We start from the raw sequence: 20,161 nt of genomic DNA, 5'->3' as shown, positions 1-20,161 counted from the left end.
ATTAGAAAAGATGAGCTGTACAGGCAATGTATAGCAGTATTAAATAATGGAATAACAATGCAAGAGCCTTCTAAAAAGAGATCTGGGTTAGGTCTACTTAGTTATATATGGACTGAGTGGATATCTGCGTTTACGATTTTGCTTCTACTGTTACTGACGCTCATCATCGGGACAGGAGAAATGATTCACGGGCAGATGTTACGTATAGGTGAAAGTCTATACGGTGACGAAAAAATTGGTATGCAGTATTCATTCTTGCGTGCCGAACCTGAAAAGCCAGTCTGTGATCGAAATCCAAATATTGACCTTTTGGTTCAAAACCAAATGCAAGCTAATGCAAAAGATGAATTTGCAGATATCTTTGGTACAACGTCTGAAGAAGATGTTCGTGCCTCTGTATTGGCTGGTCAACAGTTATGTGAAGAAAAATATGCCTTCTATGATAAGTCAATTCAGTATTTAGAAGATAATCCTTCAATACGAACTTACCGAACCATGGAAACAACTTTCTTTGGTATTTTCCAATTTGGTACGGAAAATAAGGCAGTTCTATTGATTATCATGGTGGTACTTGCAGCGATCACTGCAACACTTAAAATCCACCACATTGGTCTACGCGGTCCAAGTTCTGTTTTAGATTATAGGGTTTATGCTGTCGCAATGATACTTGCGAACTGTTTCTTAACCAGTTCAGCGATCAGTCAGTATAGATCTGTATTGAACTCTGGTGTTCCGCCAACCAGTGAGATGACAATCATCTATTGGTTATGGATAATCTTGTTCAGTACACTGACATTAATTAGTTTGTACCAATTGTTCCGTGTACCAGAAAATGCGAAGCCAGGTGGTACGATTGGCATGGCATTATTGTCAGTCCCACTTTATGCCTATATGGCGATCACAACAGGATTTAACTTTACCTTTGTGATGGACTATCCAATGGGTCAAGGGATTTATTTAGGGCAGCTGGTTGAGTTCTCTACTATTTTCCTTAATTTATCACTGTTCATTTGGGCAGGTATGCTGTTAAAGCAGACCTTGATTGTTGATAAATTCCTAAATATTTTACGTCCATGGAATCTAGCGCCTGAAACGCTTACCTGGTTAATCTTACTTGCTGCTGCATTACCTACAGCTTATACAGGTGCATCAGGTATTTTTGTAATCGCTGCAGGTGCGATCATTTATAAAGAAGTTTGGAATGCGGGCGGACGCCGTCAATTCGCTTTGGCTACAGCAGCGATGTCGGGTTCGCTTGGTGTGGTACTCCGTCCATGTCTATTGATTGTTGTTGTTGCATCACTGAACAAAGAAGTAACAACTGATTTATTATACCAATATGGTATCGGTGTTTTCCTCATCACTTCGACACTGTTCCTATTAATTTCACTGTTCTTTGCTGAGCAAAAATTCCGTATTGCAGCGCCATCAGTTGCATTCCCGAATTCCGCTAAGGCATTAGTGGCAGTAGTTCCTTATGTGATCGTGTTCCTGATCGTGTGGTCATTCTACAAGTATGCATTAAATACCAATTTGAATGAGTTCACTGCACCAGTCATGATGCCAATCATCTTACTTGTCATGGTGCTTTATGAAAAATTACGTCATGAACCAGCACCACTCGCACCAGTAGGACATTGGGATACGACATTAAGCCATACTTCGGTTGAACAAGAAGCAGCTAAGGCGCGAGTGTCAGCATCTGAAATTGCAGCGCAAGATAGTCCAGACAATCCTGCGCGTAAAGTGAGTTTCTGGAAGTCAATTCATGTATCTGCAAGTGAAACAGTCGGACATATCGGGGCGCTTGTGATCTTAATGGCATTGTCTGTCAGCGTTGGTGGATACTTAGAGCGTATCGAGTTGATGGAACACTTCCCAACGGATATTGAAAATATCTATATCGTGATTACCTTGATCGTATGTCTCATGGTATTTGTCGGTATGATTATGGATCCGTTTGGTGCTGTCATCTTAATTTCAGCAACAGTTGCTCCTGTCGCCTACGCTTATGGTATAGATCCTGTTCACTTCTGGATGATTGCTTTAATTGGTTTCGAATTGGGTTATGTATCACCTCCAGTTGCACTCAATCACTTGCTCGCAAGGCAGTCGATTGGTGATGAAGAGGTGGCTGCTGCCGATGCAGAAGTGAAAGATAAAACGTTCTACTACAAATACGAACGTTGGATTCTTCCTCTGATTGTGATGATTCCAGCTATGTTAATTATCGCCTATGTACCTTATATCTTTAAGTTATTTGGTTGGTATCAATAATTAAATAAAATAAGCACCTTCGGGTGCTTATTTTTTAATGAATTTACAATAAAGCCAGCTCTATAGAGCTGGCTTTATTGACTTTAAGCATCTTAATTTCTTGGGCGCGGCTTAAATTGAATAACACCAATTTCGTCTGCAACCTCAGGCATTTGAGGTTCGTCAATATGTGTCGGACGATTTTCAGAATAGTTGCATTCAATACATTCGATCCATTCTGAATCACCTGAAGTGAGCATGACAATACGATCCATAGCTTCACATTTCGGACATTTTGCACCTGCAATGAAACGACGTTTGATCGACATAATGACTCTCACCTTCAAAAATTAGTAGCGTAGTTTAAGCAGTTTTAGTGTCATTCGTCCAACCTTGATGGCGTAATAATGCATCAATTTTAGGCTCACGACCTCTAAATTTAACAAAGGCATCAAGCGCTGTATCTTTACCGCCAACAGCGAGCACTGCCTTGCGGAAAGCAAGTCCAGTCTCTTGGTTGAAGATGCCTTCTTGTTCAAAGCGATCGAATGCATCACTTGCTAAAACTTCAGCCCATTTGTAAGAGTAGTAGCCTGCGGCATACCCCCCTGCGAAAATATGGCTAAAACTATTTTGGAATCGGTTGTATGGTGCTGTAGGGAGAACAGCATATTGTTCACGAATTTCGTTTAGAGTGTGTTGAATACCTGTTGCATCTAAAGCAGGAGATTGTTTATGTATATTCAAATCAAACATGGCAAACTCAAGCTGTCGAAGGGTTTGCATGCCTGATTGGAAAAATCTCGCATCCAAAAGAGACTTAAGGAGTTCTTCAGGTAACGGTGTTTTGGTTTCAATGTGTTGGCTGATTAAAGCCAAGCTTTCATTATCCCAAGTCCAGAATTCCATAAACTGACTTGGCAGCTCGACGGCATCCCAAGCGACACCATGTGTGCCTGCTACAGAGATATGATCTACTTCTGTGAGCATATGATGCAGACCATGTCCAAACTCATGGAAAAGAGTAACGACTTCATCATGTGTCAAAAGCGCAGGTTGTTGACCAATCGGTGGTGTAAAATTACCGACCATGTAACAAATCGGTTTCTGCATGCCATTGTTGGTTTGCATACGTGAGCGGAATCCGCTCATCCATGCTCCACCACGTTTCCCACTTCTAGCGTACAAGTCAAAATAGAATCCACCTATGACACTGCCTTGATCTTCAAGCTCATAATATCGTGCATCTGGATGCCATACAGGTGCTTCACGTTCAATGACTTGAATACCATATAAACGCTCCACAATTTTAAATAAACCTTGAACGACGACAGGGGTAGGGAAGTATGGCTTAAGTGCTTCCTGAGACAGATTAAACTGTTGAACTTTGAGTTTTTCCGAGAAATACGTCGTGTCCCAAGGTTGTAGTTCATCTACACCATGAGATTGAGCAATTGCTTTTAATGCCTCAATTTCTTGTAGGGCAGGTTTACGAGCATGTTCTGCCAACTCAATCAGGAATTGATCTACAGCTTCAACACTTGGAGCCATCTTACTTGCCAGTGAATATGCTGCATAATGATCAAAACCTAAAAGTTGAGCCATTTCTTGGCGCAATTTGAGAATTTCTTCCATCACCGCAGTATTGTCATATTCAGGGTGATCTGACTGATCCGACGCACGCGTCGTATAAGCTTTATATAAGGCTTCGCGAAGCTCTCGATTATCTGCGTAAGTCATGATCGCAAGATAAGAAGGGAAATCCAATGTCGCCACGGCTTGATCGAGTTCGCGTTGTTGACCGTATTGTTTTAGCAGTTCGATACTGCTCGCAGGTAAACCAGCAAGTTCATCTTCAGTTAATGGTTTGAAATATGATTGTGTGGCATCAAGAACGTGGTTGGAAAAATCTGAAGAAAGCTGCGATAGACGAGCTGATATTTCTGCGTAGCGTTTTTTGGCATCACCTTCTAGTGCAACGCCTGAAAGTTTAAAGTCTCTAAGAGCAAGTTTAATCGCACTCTGTTGAGCTTCTGGTAAATCCGAAAAAATAGGTGCATCATGCACATGTTGGTAGGTTTGATAGAGCGCAGTATGTTGCCCTAATTGTGTGTAGTATTCACTTAAGCTAGGTAAAAGAGACTGATAAATCTCGCGGGTTTCAGGATTGTTCATCACAGCATTTAAGTGAGACAAAATACCCCAAGATTCGCTCATTTGGTTTTCTAATTCATCGATTTGATCGAGCACATTTAATTGTAATTGTACCGTGTCTGGGACTTTCTCGAGTTGGTTTATAAAGTGTTGACCATTTTGAATCGCTTGTTCAATCTGTGATTTAAGCTGATCAAGCGTAATTTGAGAAAAATCGGGTACAGGCAAAGTTGCCTTTTCTAAAGTCATTCAAGGACCTAATTGATTCATTTACTTCATTTAGATGTAGGGGTTTATGGACTTTAAATCAAGTGATACATTCAATTATTTACTTAAGTGCTAAACAAAGAATCGGTGCACTTGATTATAGATTAAAAAATAAAGCTTAAAAAAAAGAGCGCCGTAGCGCTCTTTAAAGATTTAGTCTAATTTAGCTTTCGCATTCGACTTTTTCTTTTTCACTTTAGCTTTCTTTTTCGCTTTATCTTTTACTTTTCCATCAGATTTTTTGTCTGATTTTTTAGTATAAGAGCTTGGTTTTGCCTTGGACTTTTTCTTACGAACAGGGCGCTCACCGCTTTCATCTTTATCTTTTAGGAGTTCGACAGGCTCATTCAACATGCGATTTAACGCTTCTTGCTTGGTGACCGGTTTTTCCTTTACGACACGCGGTGCTCGACTACGAATAGCGCGACCTGCATGGCTGAGTTGTTGAATCAATTCAAAATCAATCTTACGTTCTTCTAAATTGACACCTGCAACCTTGATGCGTACTTCATCACCCAAACCGAAGGTCTGACCACGATTTTGCCCAACTAAACTTTGACTCGCTTGATCGAAGACAAAGAAGTCATCGCCAAGCTGGCTTACATGGACCATACCATCGACATATAAATCTTTTAAAGTGACAAATAGACCAAACTCAGCCGTAGCACTAATGACGCCAACAAACTCTTCACCAAGATGCTGTTGCATATAATGGCATTTTAACCAAGTGGTCACTGAGCGAGAAGCTTCATCAGCTCGACGTTCTGTTGCTGAGAAATGATTACCGGCTTCTTCTAGTGCGCCACCTGAGACTGGTGCAGATTTATTTTTCAGGTGTGCTTTGATAGCACGATGTAATAATAAATCTGGATAACGACGAATTGGAGAGGTGAAATGAGTGTATGCCTCATACGCCAAACCATAGTGACCAGCGTTATTTGGCCCATAATAAGCTTGCATCATGGAGCGAAGAAGCACAGCATGAATACTTGGCGCATCAATACGGTCTTTAGTGGCTTCAATGACCGCTTGGTAGTCCGCTTGCGTAGGTTGATCAGGGAATTTCAAACCTAATAACTTAACAAAGTCGCGAACTTTTTGAATGCGTGAGAATTCAGGTGGCTCATGCACACGATACAACATTGGAATTTCGTGTTTTAAAGCAAATTCAGCAGCAGCGACATTGGCTAATAACATACATTCTTCAATGAGTTTATGAGCATCGTTACGTGATCTTGGTAAAATTTCTTTAATTCCACCAAGTTCATCAAAGGTCATGTACGTTTCAACGGTTTCAAATTCCATTGCATGGCGTTCTGCACGTAAACCTTTTAATACTTGGTAAAGTTGGAATAATGTATTCAGTGATTTACGCACTGTACGATCTTCAGGTACAGCTTGACTATCACCTTCAAAATATTTTGCAACTTGGTCATAGGTGAGTCGTGCTTTAGAGTGCATCACCGACGGATAGAATTCAAATTTTGTGACTTTACCTGCGCGACTTAAATTCAAATCACAGACCATACATAGACGATCGACATTTGGATTGAGTGAGCATAAGCCATTTGAAAGTGCTTCAGGCAACATCGGCAAGACAAAGTGAGGGAAGTACACAGACGTACCGCGTTCTTGTGCTTCATCATCTAAAGGTTTACCAATACGAACATAATGACTGACATCTGCAATCGCGACCACGACACGATAGCCGCCACCAGGACGTTTTTCTGCATAGACAGCATCGTCGAAGTCACGTGCATCTTCACCGTCAATTGTGACTAAGGGTAAATCTCTTAAATCAATGCGTCCTTGACGATCTCGTGCTGTCGGTTCTTTAAAACTTTCAGCTTCTTGAACTACTGCTTCTGGAAATTCGTAAGGTAAACCATATTCTAAAATGGTTTGAGGAATAATAATTTCAGTATCAGATTTGTCGGCCATAGATTGAATAATATGACCTGTAGCAAACTCATCACGATTTGGAAAATCATCAATTTCAACTCGAAGAGAATCACCAACTTTAGCTTTCGCATGCGCAATGAGTTCTTTTTCTAAGGTAATCGGTTGATGCGCATTTGGATTTGCTGGTTGAATGAAGTATTCACCTTCATATTCTGCGAGTTTCCCAATGATTTGTTTGACGCGTCGTTGGGTAATTTCAGTAATGAAACCCCATGGTTTACCTTTACGGTCAACAGAGGTCTGTTGAACTTTAACTCGGTCACCATGGAAGACTTGACGTAATTCACGCTCAGGTAACAAATATTCTTCTTTCTTACCATCTATACTCGCAACCCCTAAACCTTTGCTATTGATATAGATAGTCGCATCATGAACAGGTTGATCTGCCATAAGCTGGAACTTATAACCTTCTTTGGTCAATTGACCATCACGAACCATCGCACTTAAACGGTGACTAAGTGCTTCAATACTTTTTTGATCCGCAATTTCGAAGTGTTCCACAAGGTCTGCATGAGACAATGCTTTTTTCTTATTCTCAATCGTTTCTAGAATAAGAATACGGCTTGGAATAGGATTATCGTAACGTTCAGCTTCCGCTTTGGCTTCAGGGTCGACCCAATTTTTCATAATGTCTTTGGCTTCATATCAGAAGATAAGTTTAGCATAAGACATGATGAGAAATACTGCACGTAAATGATTGCAATAAAGTGTTTTTAGTTCATAAATTATAAAAGAGATGCAGAATAGACAGTATTAAAGTGAAATTAATGCAGATTAAAGGTAAAAAACCTGAAAATTGTTTAAAAAATATATGATTGAACAAAAAACATAGAATTTTTTAAATTCTCACTTGAAGAGTAGGGACGAAGTTTGTATTATGGCGTCTCGTTACGGTGAGGTGGATGAGTGGCTGAAATCACTTCCCTGCTAAGGAAGCATACCTATTACTGGTATCGAGGGTTCGAATCCCTCTCTCACCGCCAACGATAAACTTGAAATGCGCTCATAGCTCAGCTGGATAGAGCACTTGGCTACGAACTAAGGGGTCGGGAGTTCGAATCTCTCTGAGCGCACCAATCAAGTTAATCGATGTAACGAAATCGTAAGACACTCAAGTACGCGCTCATAGCTCAGCTGGATAGAGCACTTGGCTACGAACTAAGGGGTCGGGAGTTCGAATCTCTCTGAGCGCACCAACTTGATCATCTCTAAGATGTAAAAAAGAGAAGAAACCGCTTAATTGCGGTTTTTTTGTGTCTAGAATGAAGTGATGCTATAAATCATCATATTTTATTAGCTACTTAAGAAAGAAATAAATTTTAAAATTTCTACACATATTATTTTTAATTAATAGATATTAGCTCTTATAAAAACATCATCAATCCAACTCAGGATTGTTTGGAATTTGGATTGATCCTGTTGACCATCTCTTAAATTGTTGATTATCTAGCCATAATTTACATTTACGTATAAATACTGTTCGCTTGATTTAAATTTTATTAAAAAGTACTTAACAAATAATAATATTCATATATAATGCACTCCATCAAGACGTCGCGCTCATAGCTCAGCTGGATAGAGCACTTGGCTACGAACTAAGGGGTCGGGAGTTCGAATCTCTCTGAGCGCACCAACTTGATCATCTCTAAGATGTAAAAAAGAGAAGAAACCGCTTAATTGCGGTTTTTTTGTGTCTTTTTTTATCTTATTTCTTCTGCTCTTCGTTTTTGACTTTCAATGCAAAGACGACATTCGCCCCAACTGTAGGGAGCACATCATGATAAGGCAAGCTCCGTGCTGCACGAATCAGGAACGGTGCTTTTTCATCTATTTTTCCAGCATTCGTCATTTTCAATAAAGTACCTTGTTGAAACTTATCAAATTGCATTTTTCCTTTAATGTATTTCAGATCACCGCCTTGAGCATAAAAACTATTCTGATTCGACTGAGGAAAGCTAAAATTTAGTTTAAATCGGAATGGAATTTGAATAACTCCTAACCCGAGTTCAACTTTAAAATCTGCCAATTGTGTTTGGTCTTTTAGGGTTTCGATATCAATAGATTTGAGTTGGCGGGGAAACAACTTTTTATAATGTACAGGCTGTGTCCATTTTTGTAATTGTTGCACTGGTTGGGAATAATACTGATACGTCGTCACAAAACGCATTGATTCTGCACCGTGTTGATAAGGCACGGTTGTCGGTGTATGGACAAAACTTACAGGGTGTTCGGTGATACGACTGATTTGTGCGATTTTGGCCAATTGATTTGTCGTTAATTGGTCGGATGGAAATTGACCTGGTTTGAGCGTACTCGAAGAAGGTGCTGTTAATTTTTTTCGAATTGATTCAAGTAAAAATGCATGTGTACCACTTGGAATTCCCATTTTTGCTTCAGGCACTGCATTCAGAACTTTGCTAAATAGAAAACCTTTAGGTTGGTTCAAATCTCCCCATTGCGTTAGGGTCAGAAGAGTATGATTTTGATCCAATTTGAACCATTCAAATTTGCCTAGACCATAAGGAACGGGTGCATCCACAATCAAACTCGAAATAGTATTACCTTCAATATGATGCTGAAACACTATGGTCTCATTAAAGTTGAGCACAGGTATTGGTGTTGGAATGGAAATTTTATATTGAACCTGAGTGATATTTTTTTCTTGATTTAATATTTTAGCTGACTTCAATGTCGGGAATAAACCAACAAAATTTTCAAACTGTGAAAGCGTTTTGGCGACCTTTTCTTCATTAACAGGCAATACGATGGCAGATGATGTGAACTTCACATTTGGATTGGGTTGTTTTTTGCGTGTCGGAATAGATGTTTGGGTATTTGTGTGCGCATAGATGAGAATCTGATCTTTTGCGATGCTGGCGAGTTCGGTACTATTATTTTGAAATGGTTTTAACGCACTGGGTATATTTTCTTTCCATTCAATAATCGCACTGTACGACAAGCTAGGTACAAAAATAAGGCTTAAGCACAATGCTCGATAGTTAAAGTATTTCATTTTCATCCTGAACTATGAATTTAGACTTTTTATTTTGTGTCATTGTAAATCGTGTGATGCTTTCATCAATAGTGCGATGATGTAATCAACAGTATTCATTAAAACGACAATTCGATTTCAGGTAAAGTGGTGTAATATCTTTGCTTAAGAAAATCGATTGTTGAATCCCCTATGTCTGATACTCAACCAGTTTTATCTGTCCGTTACTTCTTAAATTTACAAGAGTCTCAGGATGGTTTTGCATTAGCTACTTTTGGCAAAAAACAATTTACGCGTTTTTTAACGCCACTTGTCAGTATTGCGATCGTGATTTGGGGGCTTTATCTTGGATTAGAGGGTGTAGGACGCTATTACGTGGCTTTAGGCACGTTCTTTATCTTTTTACAAATCGTTATGCGTTATTGGTTCTTACCTATGATGTTCAAGCGTCAGTTTGAAAAATATCAATTTGGTAAGACTGAACAAGGTATCGATTTGTTTCAAAACTCTGCCGAGCTTTTTTCAAGTGGTCGTCCTAAACAAGCATTTGCCTACAGTGAAGTACAAAAATTTGTAGTGGGTAAATTGACCTATATGCTTGAACTCAAAAATCATACAGTTGTCATTATTCCAAAACGTGCATTTGAGTCTGATGTAGACAGAACACTGTTTGAAAATACATTCCAAAAACGTTAAGTTTTGATGAGTTCATTACTCAAACTATAAATAAGAGAGATTTTCATGAGTGCAGTTCCATCAAAAATTGTATGTGTCGGTCGCAGTTATGCTGCGCATGCTCAAGAATTAGGTAATGCGATTCCTGATCAACCTGTCTTATTTATCAAGCCGCCGAGTAGCTTGGTGTCCTTAGCAGAAGGGATTGATTGGAATCGTGCATTGGGACAGTGTCATCATGAATGTGAACTTTCATTACGAATAGATCGACCGCTCAAAAACGTTAAGGATCCTCAAGAGGCATTAGCAGCAGTAGGTGCAGTCACCCTTGGTTTGGATTTGACTTTAAGAGATCAACAAGATCAGCTTAAAAAGAAAGGACAACCTTGGGAACGTGCGAAAGCATTTGATGGATCTTGTATTTTGGCAGATTGGATTTCGCTTGATCAGGTCCCAGCATTAGATCAAGTCCAGTTTAAGCTCGAAATTAATGATCAACTTAGGCAACATGGTGATACGGGGTTACTGATTTTTAAATTAGGAGCGCTTTTGGCAGAAATCAGTCAAAACTTTAGCTTAATGTCTGGTGATGTTGTCATGACGGGTACGCCTGCAGGTGTGGGACCATTAGAATCGGGTGATCAGCTCAAAATGACTTTGACTGGCTTAAAACAAGATTTTGTGTGGACTACGCAAGTGCATTAATGATGCATCAAGCTCAATTAAAAAGGATGATGGTTCATCCTTTTTTTATGGCTAGAGATTGTCTGAGTTGATGTTTTTACGAAACTGTTGGGGCGTGATGTGCATCCAGCGTTTAAACATATTGATAAAGGCTGAGGCGTTGGCATAGCCCAAATCTAGAGCAATATGTTCAACGGTTTTATTTTCAGACAATAAGCTTAATGCTCGTGTAATTTTAAAGCGTTGACGCCATTCATTGAGCGACATCGAAATTTCAGCTTCACATAGGCGAGATAAAGTGCGCTCACTCATATTCACCATTTGAGCATAATCTCTCAGTGGACGCTGATCACTGAGATGCTCATGGATGTAGGTAAATATCGTTTGTAATGCAGGATGATCAGAATGGGGCAAGTAGCTTTTGAGCAGGGGTGAGCTTTTTAATTGATCCAGTAAAACCATTAAAAGTCGTTGATATTCGGGTTGATCATGTTTGAAATAAGTTTTTCTGAGTTCATTGAGTAGCGCCGTCACTAAGGGGGAGCTTAGTAAAATACCTGATTGTTTGGGCAGTGCATCACACAGGCTTTCATGCACGTATAAGGTGGCATGAGAAACAGCTGTGAGATTAATACTGCTGTGATGCAGATGCGGCGGTAGCCAAATTCCGTAGGGCGGAGGTGTTAAATATTGATTTTGATCAATATGAACTTCCATTACACCATCAAATGCATAGATAAATTCGCCCCATGCATGACCGTGTTTAGGATATTCCGAATGGGCTGGATCATTACGGAATGTTAGCCAAAGATTCTCTTGGATATGATCATAATTATCTAACTGAACGAATGATTCATGTGGATGGCGTTTTGGCATATTAAATTGCCTGAATAAATGTATTTGTTGTCTGTTTTGAATTATATATTCTAATTCAGTCAGCAGTATAGTGACGACTTGTTTGTGTGAAGAGTGCCACTCATGGGTGAGCGAAGAGGTCTTGACCTTCAGGCGTCAAGCTTAATGATCGTATTGTGTTTAGTCTGGGGTTTACAGCAAATTGTCTTGAAACTTGCAGCTACTGATATTAGTCCTCTGATGCAAATCGCATTGCGCTGTGGTTTGGCAACCTTGCTTGTCGTTCCATTATTGTATCGACAACGAGTGCAACAACTGTTCAATTACCGTTATGTTGTTCCTGGAATTTGGTTAGCCTTTTTATTTTCTGCAGAATTTTATTTGGTTGCTGAGGCACTCAGGTACACCAGTGCTGCGCACACTGTTGTTCTGCTCTATACCGCGCCTATTTTTGTGGCTTTAGGCTTACATTGGAAAGTCAAAGCTGAAAAATTGAATCACTTGCAGTGGTTTGGTATTTGGTTCGCATTTTTTGGCATCGCTTATACTTTTTTAGTGCGTGATCAAGCTCAAAGTCAACTCAACCATATTTTATGGGGAGATTTTCTTGCTCTAATGGCAGGGATGATGTGGGCATTGACTACGATTTCTTTAAAATTTTCAACGCTTTCTGAGGCGCCGCCCACTCAAACATTATTTTATCAATTGCTTGGGGGCTTTATTTTTTTATTACCCTTAGCTTTTTGGACTGGACAAGCAGATGTACGCTGGTCACAACTGACGTTTCTGAGCTTAACATTTCATGCTGTTGTCATGTCTTTTTTAAGTTTGCTGCTATGGTTTTGGTTGTTACGAACTTATTTAGCAAATGGCTTAGGTGTGTTTTCGTTTTTGACCCCCATGTTCGGCATGTTGTTTGGTGTATGGCTGTTAGATGAGGAGATCGAAACGAGTTTCTTGGTCGGTTCTAGTATGGTTCTTGCAGGGATTATGATTGTATCTTTGCACCGCTATTTGAGAATTTATTTTGATCGAATCAGCGCAAGAATTGGAGCATTCCATTGAATCAGTATACATGGCTGGGATTAAGCTCGATTTTAATTTGGGCCTCGTTGGTTGCGGTGGTGAAACTTGTAACTGAATCATTAAGCCCGGTACAGGCGGTGGCACTGATCTATAGTTTTAGTGCATTGTTCATGTTATGGAAAAATGGTTTTCCCAAGCTTTCACTCATGCCTAAAAAATACTTATGGGGCTGTGGTGCTCTTTTTGTTGGCTATGAGATCCTGTTTTTAATTTCGATTGCACTTTCAACGCATCGAGAACAGGTATTAATCATTGCAATGATTAATTATCTTTGGCCTCCTTTGCTGATTGTATTTTCGATTCTTGCACGGCAATTGAGCGCGAATATTTGGGTGATTGCTGGCTTTGCATGTGCCATTCTTGGGTTAATGATGGTTGTTAATCCTGATATTCTCGAGCCGAAACGGATATTTGTGGCTGTGCTTGAAAATCCACTGGCGTACTCATTTGCTTTCATCGGCGCCGTACTATGGCCTTTGTACAGTATATTTACCAAGAAATATGCAGAAGGTCATAATGCTGTTCCATTTCTTTTTCTAATGACTGCAGTTGGGTTGTGGGCTGTACATTTTGTGATGCGAGAACCGTTTGTTGAGCTGAATTTGATGACATGGCTGATGGTTGTAGTCATTGGCAGCTTAATTGGCTTGGCTTACAGCAATTGGAACCAAAGCATGCAATATGGACATCTCAAAATTTTAATTTTGGCAACGTATTTTATGCCCATTTTTTCAAGTCTGATGTCGATGCTGATTCTAGATGTGCAACCTCTAATGAGCTTTTGGATCGGTTGTGTCTTAGTGACCTTAGGCGCACTTATTTGTTGGCAATCTACACGTCCATATAATCCGTCTACGAAATAAGAAAAGACCTATAGAGGTCTTTTCTTATTGCAAGAGTTTATTTTTCTTCAAGTATGGTCGATAGCGGTACGGAGAGCTTTGCAGCCAGATAATCATCAGCTTCAATCAGTGCAGGACCAATACGGTTCATCCATACATCATCTTCATGAATTTTTCCGATATCATTTTTATCAGGCAGCGTATAAGGCAATGATTTATAAAATGACCAAAAATCAAGATGATCTAAATTTCTAACCAAAACATATTCATTATTATCTGTACGTTTAATAATATTCTGCTGTTCTAATAGATTAACATATTTAGGCCAGCGGCCAATTTCACCGCGTCCTAAAATATCAAGTGCCTCCAGATCGGTTACGGTTTTACCTTGTTTTTGTTTTTTATAGAATAACTCAAGCATATCTAGAAGCATGAGAATTGGATGGCGCGTTTCGGTCTTACCTGTATGAAATGCTGTGAGGGCATAACTTATCTCAACACCAAGCAGTACGATGTTCCAAGAGAGATAAATCCACAACAGGAAAATTGGAACTGCTGCAAAAGCACCGTAAACCAACTGATAACTGGTAAAGTTAGTCATCACGAAGCCGAATAAATTTTTCAGTAACTCGAAGGTAACAGCACTAAAAATCGCAGCAATCATGGCTGCTTTTATTGGAACAGAGCGGTTTGGAATCGTCCAATACAAGGCAAAAAAACCAAATGCGGTGAGTGCAAATGAGATGACCCATAAAATAAAAGTGCCATTCAATTCATAACCTGCAAAATTATTGCTTAGGATGTTCATAGACGCTAAAGTCGATGAAATCACAAAAGCCGAACCCAGCAGGATTGGTCCCAGTGAAATGATGGTCCAATAGCGCATAAAACCAATAATGCCATTACGCGTTTCTGTCACACGCCAAATACGATTGAATGCTGTCTCAATGCTAGTGAGCATCATTACTGTGGTAAAGAATAAAAACAGCACACCAATAATGGTTAAGTTGCTCGAATTGTCAGTAAATGCATTCAATGCTTTATCAAACGCGATACTGGTTTTAGGCAGAAAATTACTGTAGATCAATTGTTGTAATTGTTGCCGAGCAGGTTCTAATGCTTTAATCGATGAAATGATAACCAAGAATACGGTCAACATCGGCACGACAGCGAAAAGTGTGGTGTAAGTTAAAGAGCCTGCTTGCTCACGACAATTGTTAGCTTCAAAGCGTCGTAGTACAAACAAAATAAACTGAAACCATGTTTTATTGTAGAAAGGTAACTTTTTTAAGATTTCCGCCATAAATAATGAGTCTCGAGTATTTTTTAGTTAAAATTCTGTACGTTCGTTGCACAGCTTAACCAAATTTTAAAAAAAATACCGTATAGTTTTCTTTTTTCATTGGATGATCTTTTTATGCAAGCATATGTTCTAGTTTTGTATTACAGCAAATATGGTTCAACCAAGGAAATGGCACATTTAATTGCTCAAGGAATTGAATCTACTGGAATGCTTGCGAAAATTAGAACAGTTCCACAGTTGGCAACAGTGGTGACTGAAGCAGCACCAAGTATTCCAGAGGAGGGCGATATTTATGCGACTTTGGATGATCTTCAACATTGTTCGGGACTTGCATTAGGATCACCAACTCGATTTGGCAATATGGCATCAGAAATGAAATATTTTTGGGATCAAACAACGAGTTTATGGCTCAATGGTGCATTGCATAATAAACCTGCTTGTGTATTTGGTTCATCGGGCTCTATGCACGGCGGGCAGGAAAGTACATTACTGACTATGTTGCCACCTTTGTTTCATCATGGAATGTTGATTTTGGGTTTAACCAATGCCAACCCAGCTTTATCGAATACAAAATCAGGTGGGACACCCTATGGTGCTACACATGTCAGTGGTCCTAGACACGATCAATCTCTAAGCCAAGATGAAAAATCACTGTGTATCGAGCAAGGGAAACGATTAGGTGAAGTGGCGTTGCAAATGTTAAAGAAATAATGTTAAAGATTATTTTATCAGGCATAAAAAAAGTGAGCTTCTCGCTCACTTTTATTTTGAAATATGTTTTTGTTCAAACCGGTGTTTGCACTTTTTGCATTGGTAATCGAGGAAAACATTCTTATCGACGATTTCTCCCGCTTTTTTTCCAAAACGATGACCTAAAAAGCCACCAGTCACACCCACACTGATTGCACCAACAAAAGTGCCAATTGTGCCACCCATGATTACACCTAAAGGCCCCGCAACAGCACCAATGGAAGCACCAATAGAAGCACCTGATGCAGCACCACCCACAGTACCCGCAGTTGTACCCGCTGCGGAAAGAAGAACACCACCTGTTTTTTGCAGTAATTGTTCATGGTTGCGTTTTTCAATATCAGTTGAACCGCATTTTGGGCAGTGTATTTCTAAGTTTTCAGTCATTTAGGATTGCTCTAATCTATACATCCATTTATTTAAAAGATTCTAGCATTGCGCTTAAAGTTGCAACATGGCCGAATGTAGAAAAACTGTAATGGCAGATAAAATAAAAAATTGATTTGAAAATAGATTAATTTAATTTTTAAGGATAAAACCATATTTTATGAGCAGGATGGCTTAGATCTTGAACTGAATAACTAAGCGCAAATAGTGATTTAATTTTTTTCGAAGTTTGGCTTATTTTTTTATTCCAATCAAAAAAATTACCAAGACAATGAAAAAATTATTTGTACTAAGCACCATTGTGACATTGAGTTTTAGCCTTATTGCATGCTCAAAAGAAAAGCCTACTGAGCTTAAGGGGCAAGATTAATCAAAAGAAAAGTTAACAACCTTGAATATTGGCTATCAAAAAGCGGCGCTTAAATTCATCGTTGCAAAACAAAATAAAACTTTTGAGCAGGCATTCCCTGGTGTGAAAATTCAATGGAAAGAATTCCCGGCAGGTCCTCAAACACTAGAAGCATTAAATGTCGGTGCTATTGATGTGGGGTATACAGGGGATACACCTGTAATTTTCGCACTTTCTGCAGGTAAACCAATTCAATATTTAGCTTATGAAAATGGATCTAAAAACTCACATAGCTTGCTCTTACCCAAAGACAGTACGATTCAAAGCTTAAAGGATCTAAAAGGTAAGCGCATTGGTGTTACACAAGGTTCAAGTGCGCATTACTTTCTCTCACAAATATTAGATCAAGCTCAATTGAGCTGGTCTGATATTCAACCCGTCTGGTTAACGCCTGCAGATGCCCGAGCTGCTATTGATAAAAAATCACTCGATGCTTGGGCGATTTGGGATCCTTATGCAAGTGCTGCTTCGCTTAAAGGTGATACACGTGTTCTTATTGATTCAAAAGCTTTGCCATTAGCGTATAGCTTCTATTTGTCTTCTCCAAAATTTTTAAAACAACATGCGGTTGAAGCCCAAAGATTTGTGCAAACATTAAATCAAGTAGATGATTGGATCAATCAACACCCAGATCAAGCCGCAAAAATTTTGGCGCAAAGTACAAGCTTGGACGAAAATATTACCAAACTGGTTTTAGAAAAAAGAAATATTCCTGCTTATGCCAAACTGGTCGATACAGATACAGTCACGGCGCAACAAAAAATTGCAGATTTGTTTTATCGACTCAAACTCATTCCGAATGCGGTGTCTTTAAAAGATCATGTGTGGACTGGGCAAGAGTAAGTGATTGAACGCGAATCATATTTTTATAGACGCATAAGTATCCAATTTAAATGATTTCAAAAGCATTCATCTTTCAGTCATTAATACAATGAAGTATTAGAAAGATGAGTGCATCATGAATCAACCATTACAACAAAGCTTAACAGCACTTCCTATTCTAAATTTAAGTCAATTTGATCAATCATCAACGCAAGCAGATTTTCTGCAACGACTTGCACATATCGCCAAGGATATTGGTTTTTTTTATTTGACAGGTCATGGCATTTCAGCTGAAAAAATTTTGGAGATTCAGCGTATTACTCGACAGTTTTTTTCGCTGCCACAAGAACAAAAAGATGAAATCGCTATGATTCATTCCCCGCATTTTCGAGGGTATAGTCGAGTAAATGCCGAAGTTACACGTCTGCAACCTGATTTTAGAGAACAAATAGACATTGGTTTTGAGCTGGCTGCATTAGAACCTGAAACTGGACCGACATGGAGACGTTTACAGGGACCAAATCAGTGGCCTTCGAATTGGCCTGAGTTTCAACGCGTAGTCACCGCATGGCAACGAGATCTCAGACAAGTTGCAATTAAATTATTAAAAGCCTTGTTGCTTTCATTGGGGCAGCAGGACACAGCACTTGATCAATTGATTACAGGCAGTCCACATGAACTACTCAAGCTGATTCATTATCCCCCAATTGATCAAATGAATCATCAGGGTGTAGGCCCTCATAAAGACTCCAATATTTTAACTTTACTTTTACAAGACCAGATCGGAGGACTTCAGGTCTTAAGTCAAGGCAAATGGATTGAAGTACCATTTGTTGAACACGCATTTGTCGTCAATATCGGTGAGGTTTTAGAGCTTGCCACAAATGGATATTTGATTGCGAATCAACATCGAGTCATATCTCCAACCAATGCAGAACGGTACTCGGTTGCTTATTTTCTTTCTCCAAATTTATTTGCTGGTGAAATTCCGCTTTTAAATCTTGCAAATGATTTAAAAGCACTTGCACAAGGACCAGAGACAGATCCACTGAATCCTTTACTGAGAAATGTGGGAGAAAACTGTATCAAAGGTCGACTTAGATCTCATTTAGACGTTACTGAAAAATATTATCCAGCGCAATTTAAACAACTCAAACAATCAACAACAATATCTAGTAAATCATGAAGTCAAAATACGCCCAATTTTTATTTATTATTTTTGCAATTCTCATTATCAGTGCATGTAGTGCTCAACCTGAACCTCAAAAAACAAAGCAAACACAACAAACAATCGTGATTGGATCACATGGATCGGATGTTGATATTTGGAGACATATCGCGGATTCTGATCAGGCGAAAGCAGCAAATGTTGACATTGAGGTGAAAGAAATTAATGACGGTGTGGCTTTGAATCAAGCTTTGCTCGATGGTGAAATTGATGTAAATGCATTTCAATCTTGGGCGTATTTCAAAGAATTTAATGACTTGAATCATCATAAGCTTGCTGTCTTGGCGACCACTTATTTAGAGCCTATGGGTTTATATTCTCAAAACTACAAGTCACTAACTGCTTTGCCTGATCGGGCCTTAATTGCAATTCCAAATGATGTGGCGAATACAGCACGTGCATTAAGACTATTAGAACGTGCTCAGTTGATTCAACTTAAGCCAGATTTTAATACGATTTCTGGAACTCTTGAAAGTATCCAGTCAAATCCGAAATCACTTCAATTTAAATTGGTCAAAGGTGCACAACTACCACGTGTATTGTCTGAGGTGGATTTAGCCGCAATTGGAAATACTATTGCTCTAGAAAGTGGACTAAATGTAATAACAAATGCGATATTTAAAGAAGAGGTTACTGATAAAGCTTTAGAAAATGTCAATATACTTGCAGTGCGTAAAGATCGATTGAATGATCCACAATTTCAAAAACTTTCAAATCTTTACCATCAGCCTTACGTTGAAGATTATATTCAAAAGCATTTTGGTGGTACAAAATTGGGTATTCAACTTGATCCTGCCACATTAAAATAAAAAAGCGCCGTTAGGCGCTTTTTTTAATGTTCAACATTATTCTTGAACAAAAGTCACTGTCCCATTTGCAAGTGATTCAACACGAGCAAGTGATTCAACTCGGTAACCTTTTTCAAGTAAAAGATCACGGCCAGGTTGGAACGACTTTTCAATCACGATACCAATCCCGACAACCTCAGCTTCAGCTTGGTGAATCAAATCAGCTAAACCTAAAGCTGCTTGTCCATTCGCAAGAAAGTCATCGATCACAAGAACCTTATCTGTTGCTGCAATGTGCTTCTTAGAAATAGCAATTGTGCTTTCTACTTGCTTTGTAAATGAGAATACTTTTGAACGATATAAATCATCTTTTAAAGTTAAAGATTGATACTTACGTGCAAAAATTACCGGTACACCAAGTTCCAAGCCAGCCATCACAGCAGGTGCGATACCTGAAGCTTCAATTGTGATGATTTTGGTGATGCCTGCATCTTTGAATAGACGAGCAAATTCTTGACCAATTTGTTGCATCATCACTGGGTCGATTTGGTGGTTTAGAAAAGAATCAACTTTTAAAACCTGATCAGATAGAACGATACCTTCGTTTAAGATTTTCTGTTCTAGTGCGTACACGGGAGAATCCTCTAGGGCAGGTGCCTTTTTAAGCAAAGACGTATTTTAAAAAGCATCTGCAAAAAAGC

The 20,161-nt window shown here is 39.1% G+C and carries 17 protein-coding genes and 4 tRNA genes; 13 read left to right on the top strand and 8 right to left on the bottom strand.

Annotated elements, in window-relative coordinates:
- Positions 1-57 precede the first annotated feature (57 nt).
- The gene (locus AC1M85_RS12635; protein WP_488213184.1) at positions 58-2,277 is read left to right on the top strand and encodes a TRAP transporter large permease subunit; all 2,220 of its coding nucleotides are present in this window, start codon (positions 58-60) and stop codon (positions 2,275-2,277) included.
- A 92-nt stretch (positions 2,278-2,369) separates the two neighbouring features.
- Here the strand turns inward: AC1M85_RS12635 and AC1M85_RS12630 are convergent, their stop codons facing one another.
- From AC1M85_RS12630 to rnr, 3 genes are all read right to left on the bottom strand, one after another.
- Complete coding sequence (locus tag AC1M85_RS12630) at positions 2,370-2,579, bottom strand: YheV family putative zinc ribbon protein (RefSeq protein ID WP_171076743.1); 210 nt, start codon at positions 2,577-2,579, stop codon at positions 2,370-2,372.
- A 40-nt stretch (positions 2,580-2,619) separates the two neighbouring features.
- A complete protein-coding gene (locus AC1M85_RS12625; protein ID WP_488213183.1) occupies positions 2,620-4,659 on the bottom strand; it encodes a M3 family metallopeptidase in 2,040 nt (679 codons plus the stop codon).
- 171 nt (positions 4,660-4,830) lie between these two features.
- Entirely contained in the window at positions 4,831-7,269 is a 2,439-nt protein-coding gene (gene rnr, locus AC1M85_RS12620) for a ribonuclease R (protein WP_488213880.1), read from the bottom strand.
- Positions 7,270-7,531: 262 nt separating this feature from the next.
- Here rnr and AC1M85_RS12615 point away from each other — a divergent pair.
- From AC1M85_RS12615 to AC1M85_RS12600, 4 genes are all read left to right on the top strand, one after another.
- Positions 7,532-7,622, top strand: a tRNA-Ser gene (locus AC1M85_RS12615).
- A 16-nt stretch (positions 7,623-7,638) separates the two neighbouring features.
- Positions 7,639-7,715, top strand: a tRNA-Arg gene (locus tag AC1M85_RS12610).
- A gap of 43 nt (positions 7,716-7,758) precedes the next feature.
- A tRNA-Arg gene (locus AC1M85_RS12605) sits at positions 7,759-7,835 on the top strand.
- A 360-nt stretch (positions 7,836-8,195) separates the two neighbouring features.
- Positions 8,196-8,272 (top strand) — tRNA-Arg (locus AC1M85_RS12600).
- 72 nt (positions 8,273-8,344) lie between these two features.
- On the opposite strand, the gene AC1M85_RS12595 is transcribed toward AC1M85_RS12600, so the two are convergent.
- Complete coding sequence (locus AC1M85_RS12595; RefSeq protein ID WP_488213182.1) at positions 8,345-9,652, bottom strand: SRPBCC family protein; 1,308 nt, start codon at positions 9,650-9,652, stop codon at positions 8,345-8,347.
- A gap of 171 nt (positions 9,653-9,823) precedes the next feature.
- Here AC1M85_RS12595 and AC1M85_RS12590 point away from each other — a divergent pair, with 171 nt between their 5' ends.
- Together AC1M85_RS12590 and AC1M85_RS12585 are read left to right on the top strand one after the other, a co-directional pair.
- Complete coding sequence (locus tag AC1M85_RS12590; RefSeq protein WP_035265193.1) at positions 9,824-10,327, top strand: YcxB family protein; 504 nt, start codon at positions 9,824-9,826, stop codon at positions 10,325-10,327.
- 45 nt (positions 10,328-10,372) lie between these two features.
- Positions 10,373-11,011, top strand: coding sequence for a fumarylacetoacetate hydrolase family protein (locus tag AC1M85_RS12585; protein ID WP_481592033.1), 639 nt, complete (start codon positions 10,373-10,375; stop codon positions 11,009-11,011).
- A 51-nt stretch (positions 11,012-11,062) separates the two neighbouring features.
- On the opposite strand, the gene AC1M85_RS12580 is transcribed toward AC1M85_RS12585, so the two are convergent.
- Complete coding sequence (locus tag AC1M85_RS12580; protein WP_488213181.1) at positions 11,063-11,866, bottom strand: AraC family transcriptional regulator; 804 nt, start codon at positions 11,864-11,866, stop codon at positions 11,063-11,065.
- A gap of 102 nt (positions 11,867-11,968) precedes the next feature.
- Between AC1M85_RS12580 and AC1M85_RS12575 the strand changes: the two genes are divergently transcribed.
- Together AC1M85_RS12575 and yddG are read left to right on the top strand one after the other, a co-directional pair.
- A complete protein-coding gene (locus tag AC1M85_RS12575; protein ID WP_488213180.1) occupies positions 11,969-12,910 on the top strand; it encodes a DMT family transporter in 942 nt (313 codons plus the stop codon).
- Complete coding sequence (yddG, locus tag AC1M85_RS12570) at positions 12,907-13,794, top strand: aromatic amino acid DMT transporter YddG (protein WP_488213179.1); 888 nt, start codon at positions 12,907-12,909, stop codon at positions 13,792-13,794. Before AC1M85_RS12575 ends, yddG begins: the two co-directional genes overlap by 4 nt.
- Positions 13,795-13,831: 37 nt before the next feature.
- On the opposite strand, the gene AC1M85_RS12565 is transcribed toward yddG, so the two are convergent.
- Positions 13,832-15,076 carry a YihY family inner membrane protein gene (locus tag AC1M85_RS12565; RefSeq protein WP_481597835.1) on the bottom strand — a complete coding sequence of 415 codons (1,245 nt, stop codon included), beginning with the start codon at positions 15,074-15,076 and terminating at the stop codon, positions 13,832-13,834.
- A 114-nt stretch (positions 15,077-15,190) separates the two neighbouring features.
- On the opposite strand from AC1M85_RS12565, the gene wrbA reads away from it, so the two are divergent.
- Complete coding sequence (gene wrbA / locus AC1M85_RS12560; protein ID WP_035265209.1) at positions 15,191-15,787, top strand: NAD(P)H:quinone oxidoreductase; 597 nt, start codon at positions 15,191-15,193, stop codon at positions 15,785-15,787.
- Between the two features lie 51 nt (positions 15,788-15,838).
- Here wrbA and AC1M85_RS12555 read toward each other — a convergent pair whose 3' ends face one another.
- Positions 15,839-16,213 (bottom strand): hypothetical protein, encoded by a 375-nt coding sequence (locus tag AC1M85_RS12555; RefSeq protein ID WP_035265212.1) that lies wholly within the window; start codon positions 16,211-16,213, stop codon positions 15,839-15,841.
- Positions 16,214-16,604: 391 nt separating this feature from the next.
- Between AC1M85_RS12555 and AC1M85_RS12550 the strand changes: the two genes are divergently transcribed.
- From AC1M85_RS12550 to AC1M85_RS12540, 3 genes are all read left to right on the top strand, one after another.
- The gene (locus AC1M85_RS12550; protein ID WP_488213178.1) at positions 16,605-17,465 is read left to right on the top strand and encodes an aliphatic sulfonate ABC transporter substrate-binding protein; all 861 of its coding nucleotides are present in this window, start codon (positions 16,605-16,607) and stop codon (positions 17,463-17,465) included.
- Between the two features lie 115 nt (positions 17,466-17,580).
- Positions 17,581-18,630: an isopenicillin N synthase family dioxygenase gene (locus AC1M85_RS12545; protein WP_481586802.1), complete on the top strand. Its 1,050-nt coding sequence runs from the start codon at positions 17,581-17,583 to the stop codon at positions 18,628-18,630.
- The gene (locus AC1M85_RS12540; protein ID WP_481954795.1) at positions 18,627-19,481 is read left to right on the top strand and encodes a MetQ/NlpA family ABC transporter substrate-binding protein; all 855 of its coding nucleotides are present in this window, start codon (positions 18,627-18,629) and stop codon (positions 19,479-19,481) included. Before AC1M85_RS12545 ends, AC1M85_RS12540 begins: the two co-directional genes overlap by 4 nt.
- A gap of 36 nt (positions 19,482-19,517) precedes the next feature.
- Here the strand turns inward: AC1M85_RS12540 and AC1M85_RS12535 are convergent, their stop codons facing one another.
- Positions 19,518-20,093, bottom strand: a complete 576-nt coding sequence (locus AC1M85_RS12535) for a xanthine phosphoribosyltransferase (RefSeq protein ID WP_035265221.1) — start codon at positions 20,091-20,093, stop codon at positions 19,518-19,520.
- Between the last annotated feature and the right edge of the window lie 68 nt (positions 20,094-20,161).

This window comes from Acinetobacter sp. 24-47-64 (assembly GCF_057737055.1).
Note: the sequence above shows the minus strand (reverse complement) of the source record. Positions and strands in the feature narration are given on the sequence as shown.

Coding starts and splice junctions, on each gene's coding strand:
- AC1M85_RS12635 (WP_488213184.1), top strand. CDS start 58: ATGCAAGAGCCTTCTAAAAAGAGATCTGGGTTAGGTCTACTTAGTTAT.
- AC1M85_RS12625 (WP_488213183.1), bottom strand. CDS start 4,659: ATGACTTTAGAAAAGGCAACTTTGCCTGTACCCGATTTTTCTCAAATT.
- AC1M85_RS12595 (WP_488213182.1), bottom strand. CDS start 9,652: ATGAAATACTTTAACTATCGAGCATTGTGCTTAAGCCTTATTTTTGTA.
- AC1M85_RS12590 (WP_035265193.1), top strand. CDS start 9,824: ATGTCTGATACTCAACCAGTTTTATCTGTCCGTTACTTCTTAAATTTA.
- AC1M85_RS12585 (WP_481592033.1), top strand. CDS start 10,373: ATGAGTGCAGTTCCATCAAAAATTGTATGTGTCGGTCGCAGTTATGCT.
- AC1M85_RS12580 (WP_488213181.1), bottom strand. CDS start 11,866: ATGCCAAAACGCCATCCACATGAATCATTCGTTCAGTTAGATAATTAT.
- AC1M85_RS12575 (WP_488213180.1), top strand. CDS start 11,969: ATGGGTGAGCGAAGAGGTCTTGACCTTCAGGCGTCAAGCTTAATGATC.
- AC1M85_RS12565 (WP_481597835.1), bottom strand. CDS start 15,076: ATGGCGGAAATCTTAAAAAAGTTACCTTTCTACAATAAAACATGGTTT.
- wrbA (WP_035265209.1), top strand. CDS start 15,191: ATGCAAGCATATGTTCTAGTTTTGTATTACAGCAAATATGGTTCAACC.
- AC1M85_RS12555 (WP_035265212.1), bottom strand. CDS start 16,213: ATGACTGAAAACTTAGAAATACACTGCCCAAAATGCGGTTCAACTGAT.
- AC1M85_RS12545 (WP_481586802.1), top strand. CDS start 17,581: ATGAATCAACCATTACAACAAAGCTTAACAGCACTTCCTATTCTAAAT.
- AC1M85_RS12540 (WP_481954795.1), top strand. CDS start 18,627: ATGAAGTCAAAATACGCCCAATTTTTATTTATTATTTTTGCAATTCTC.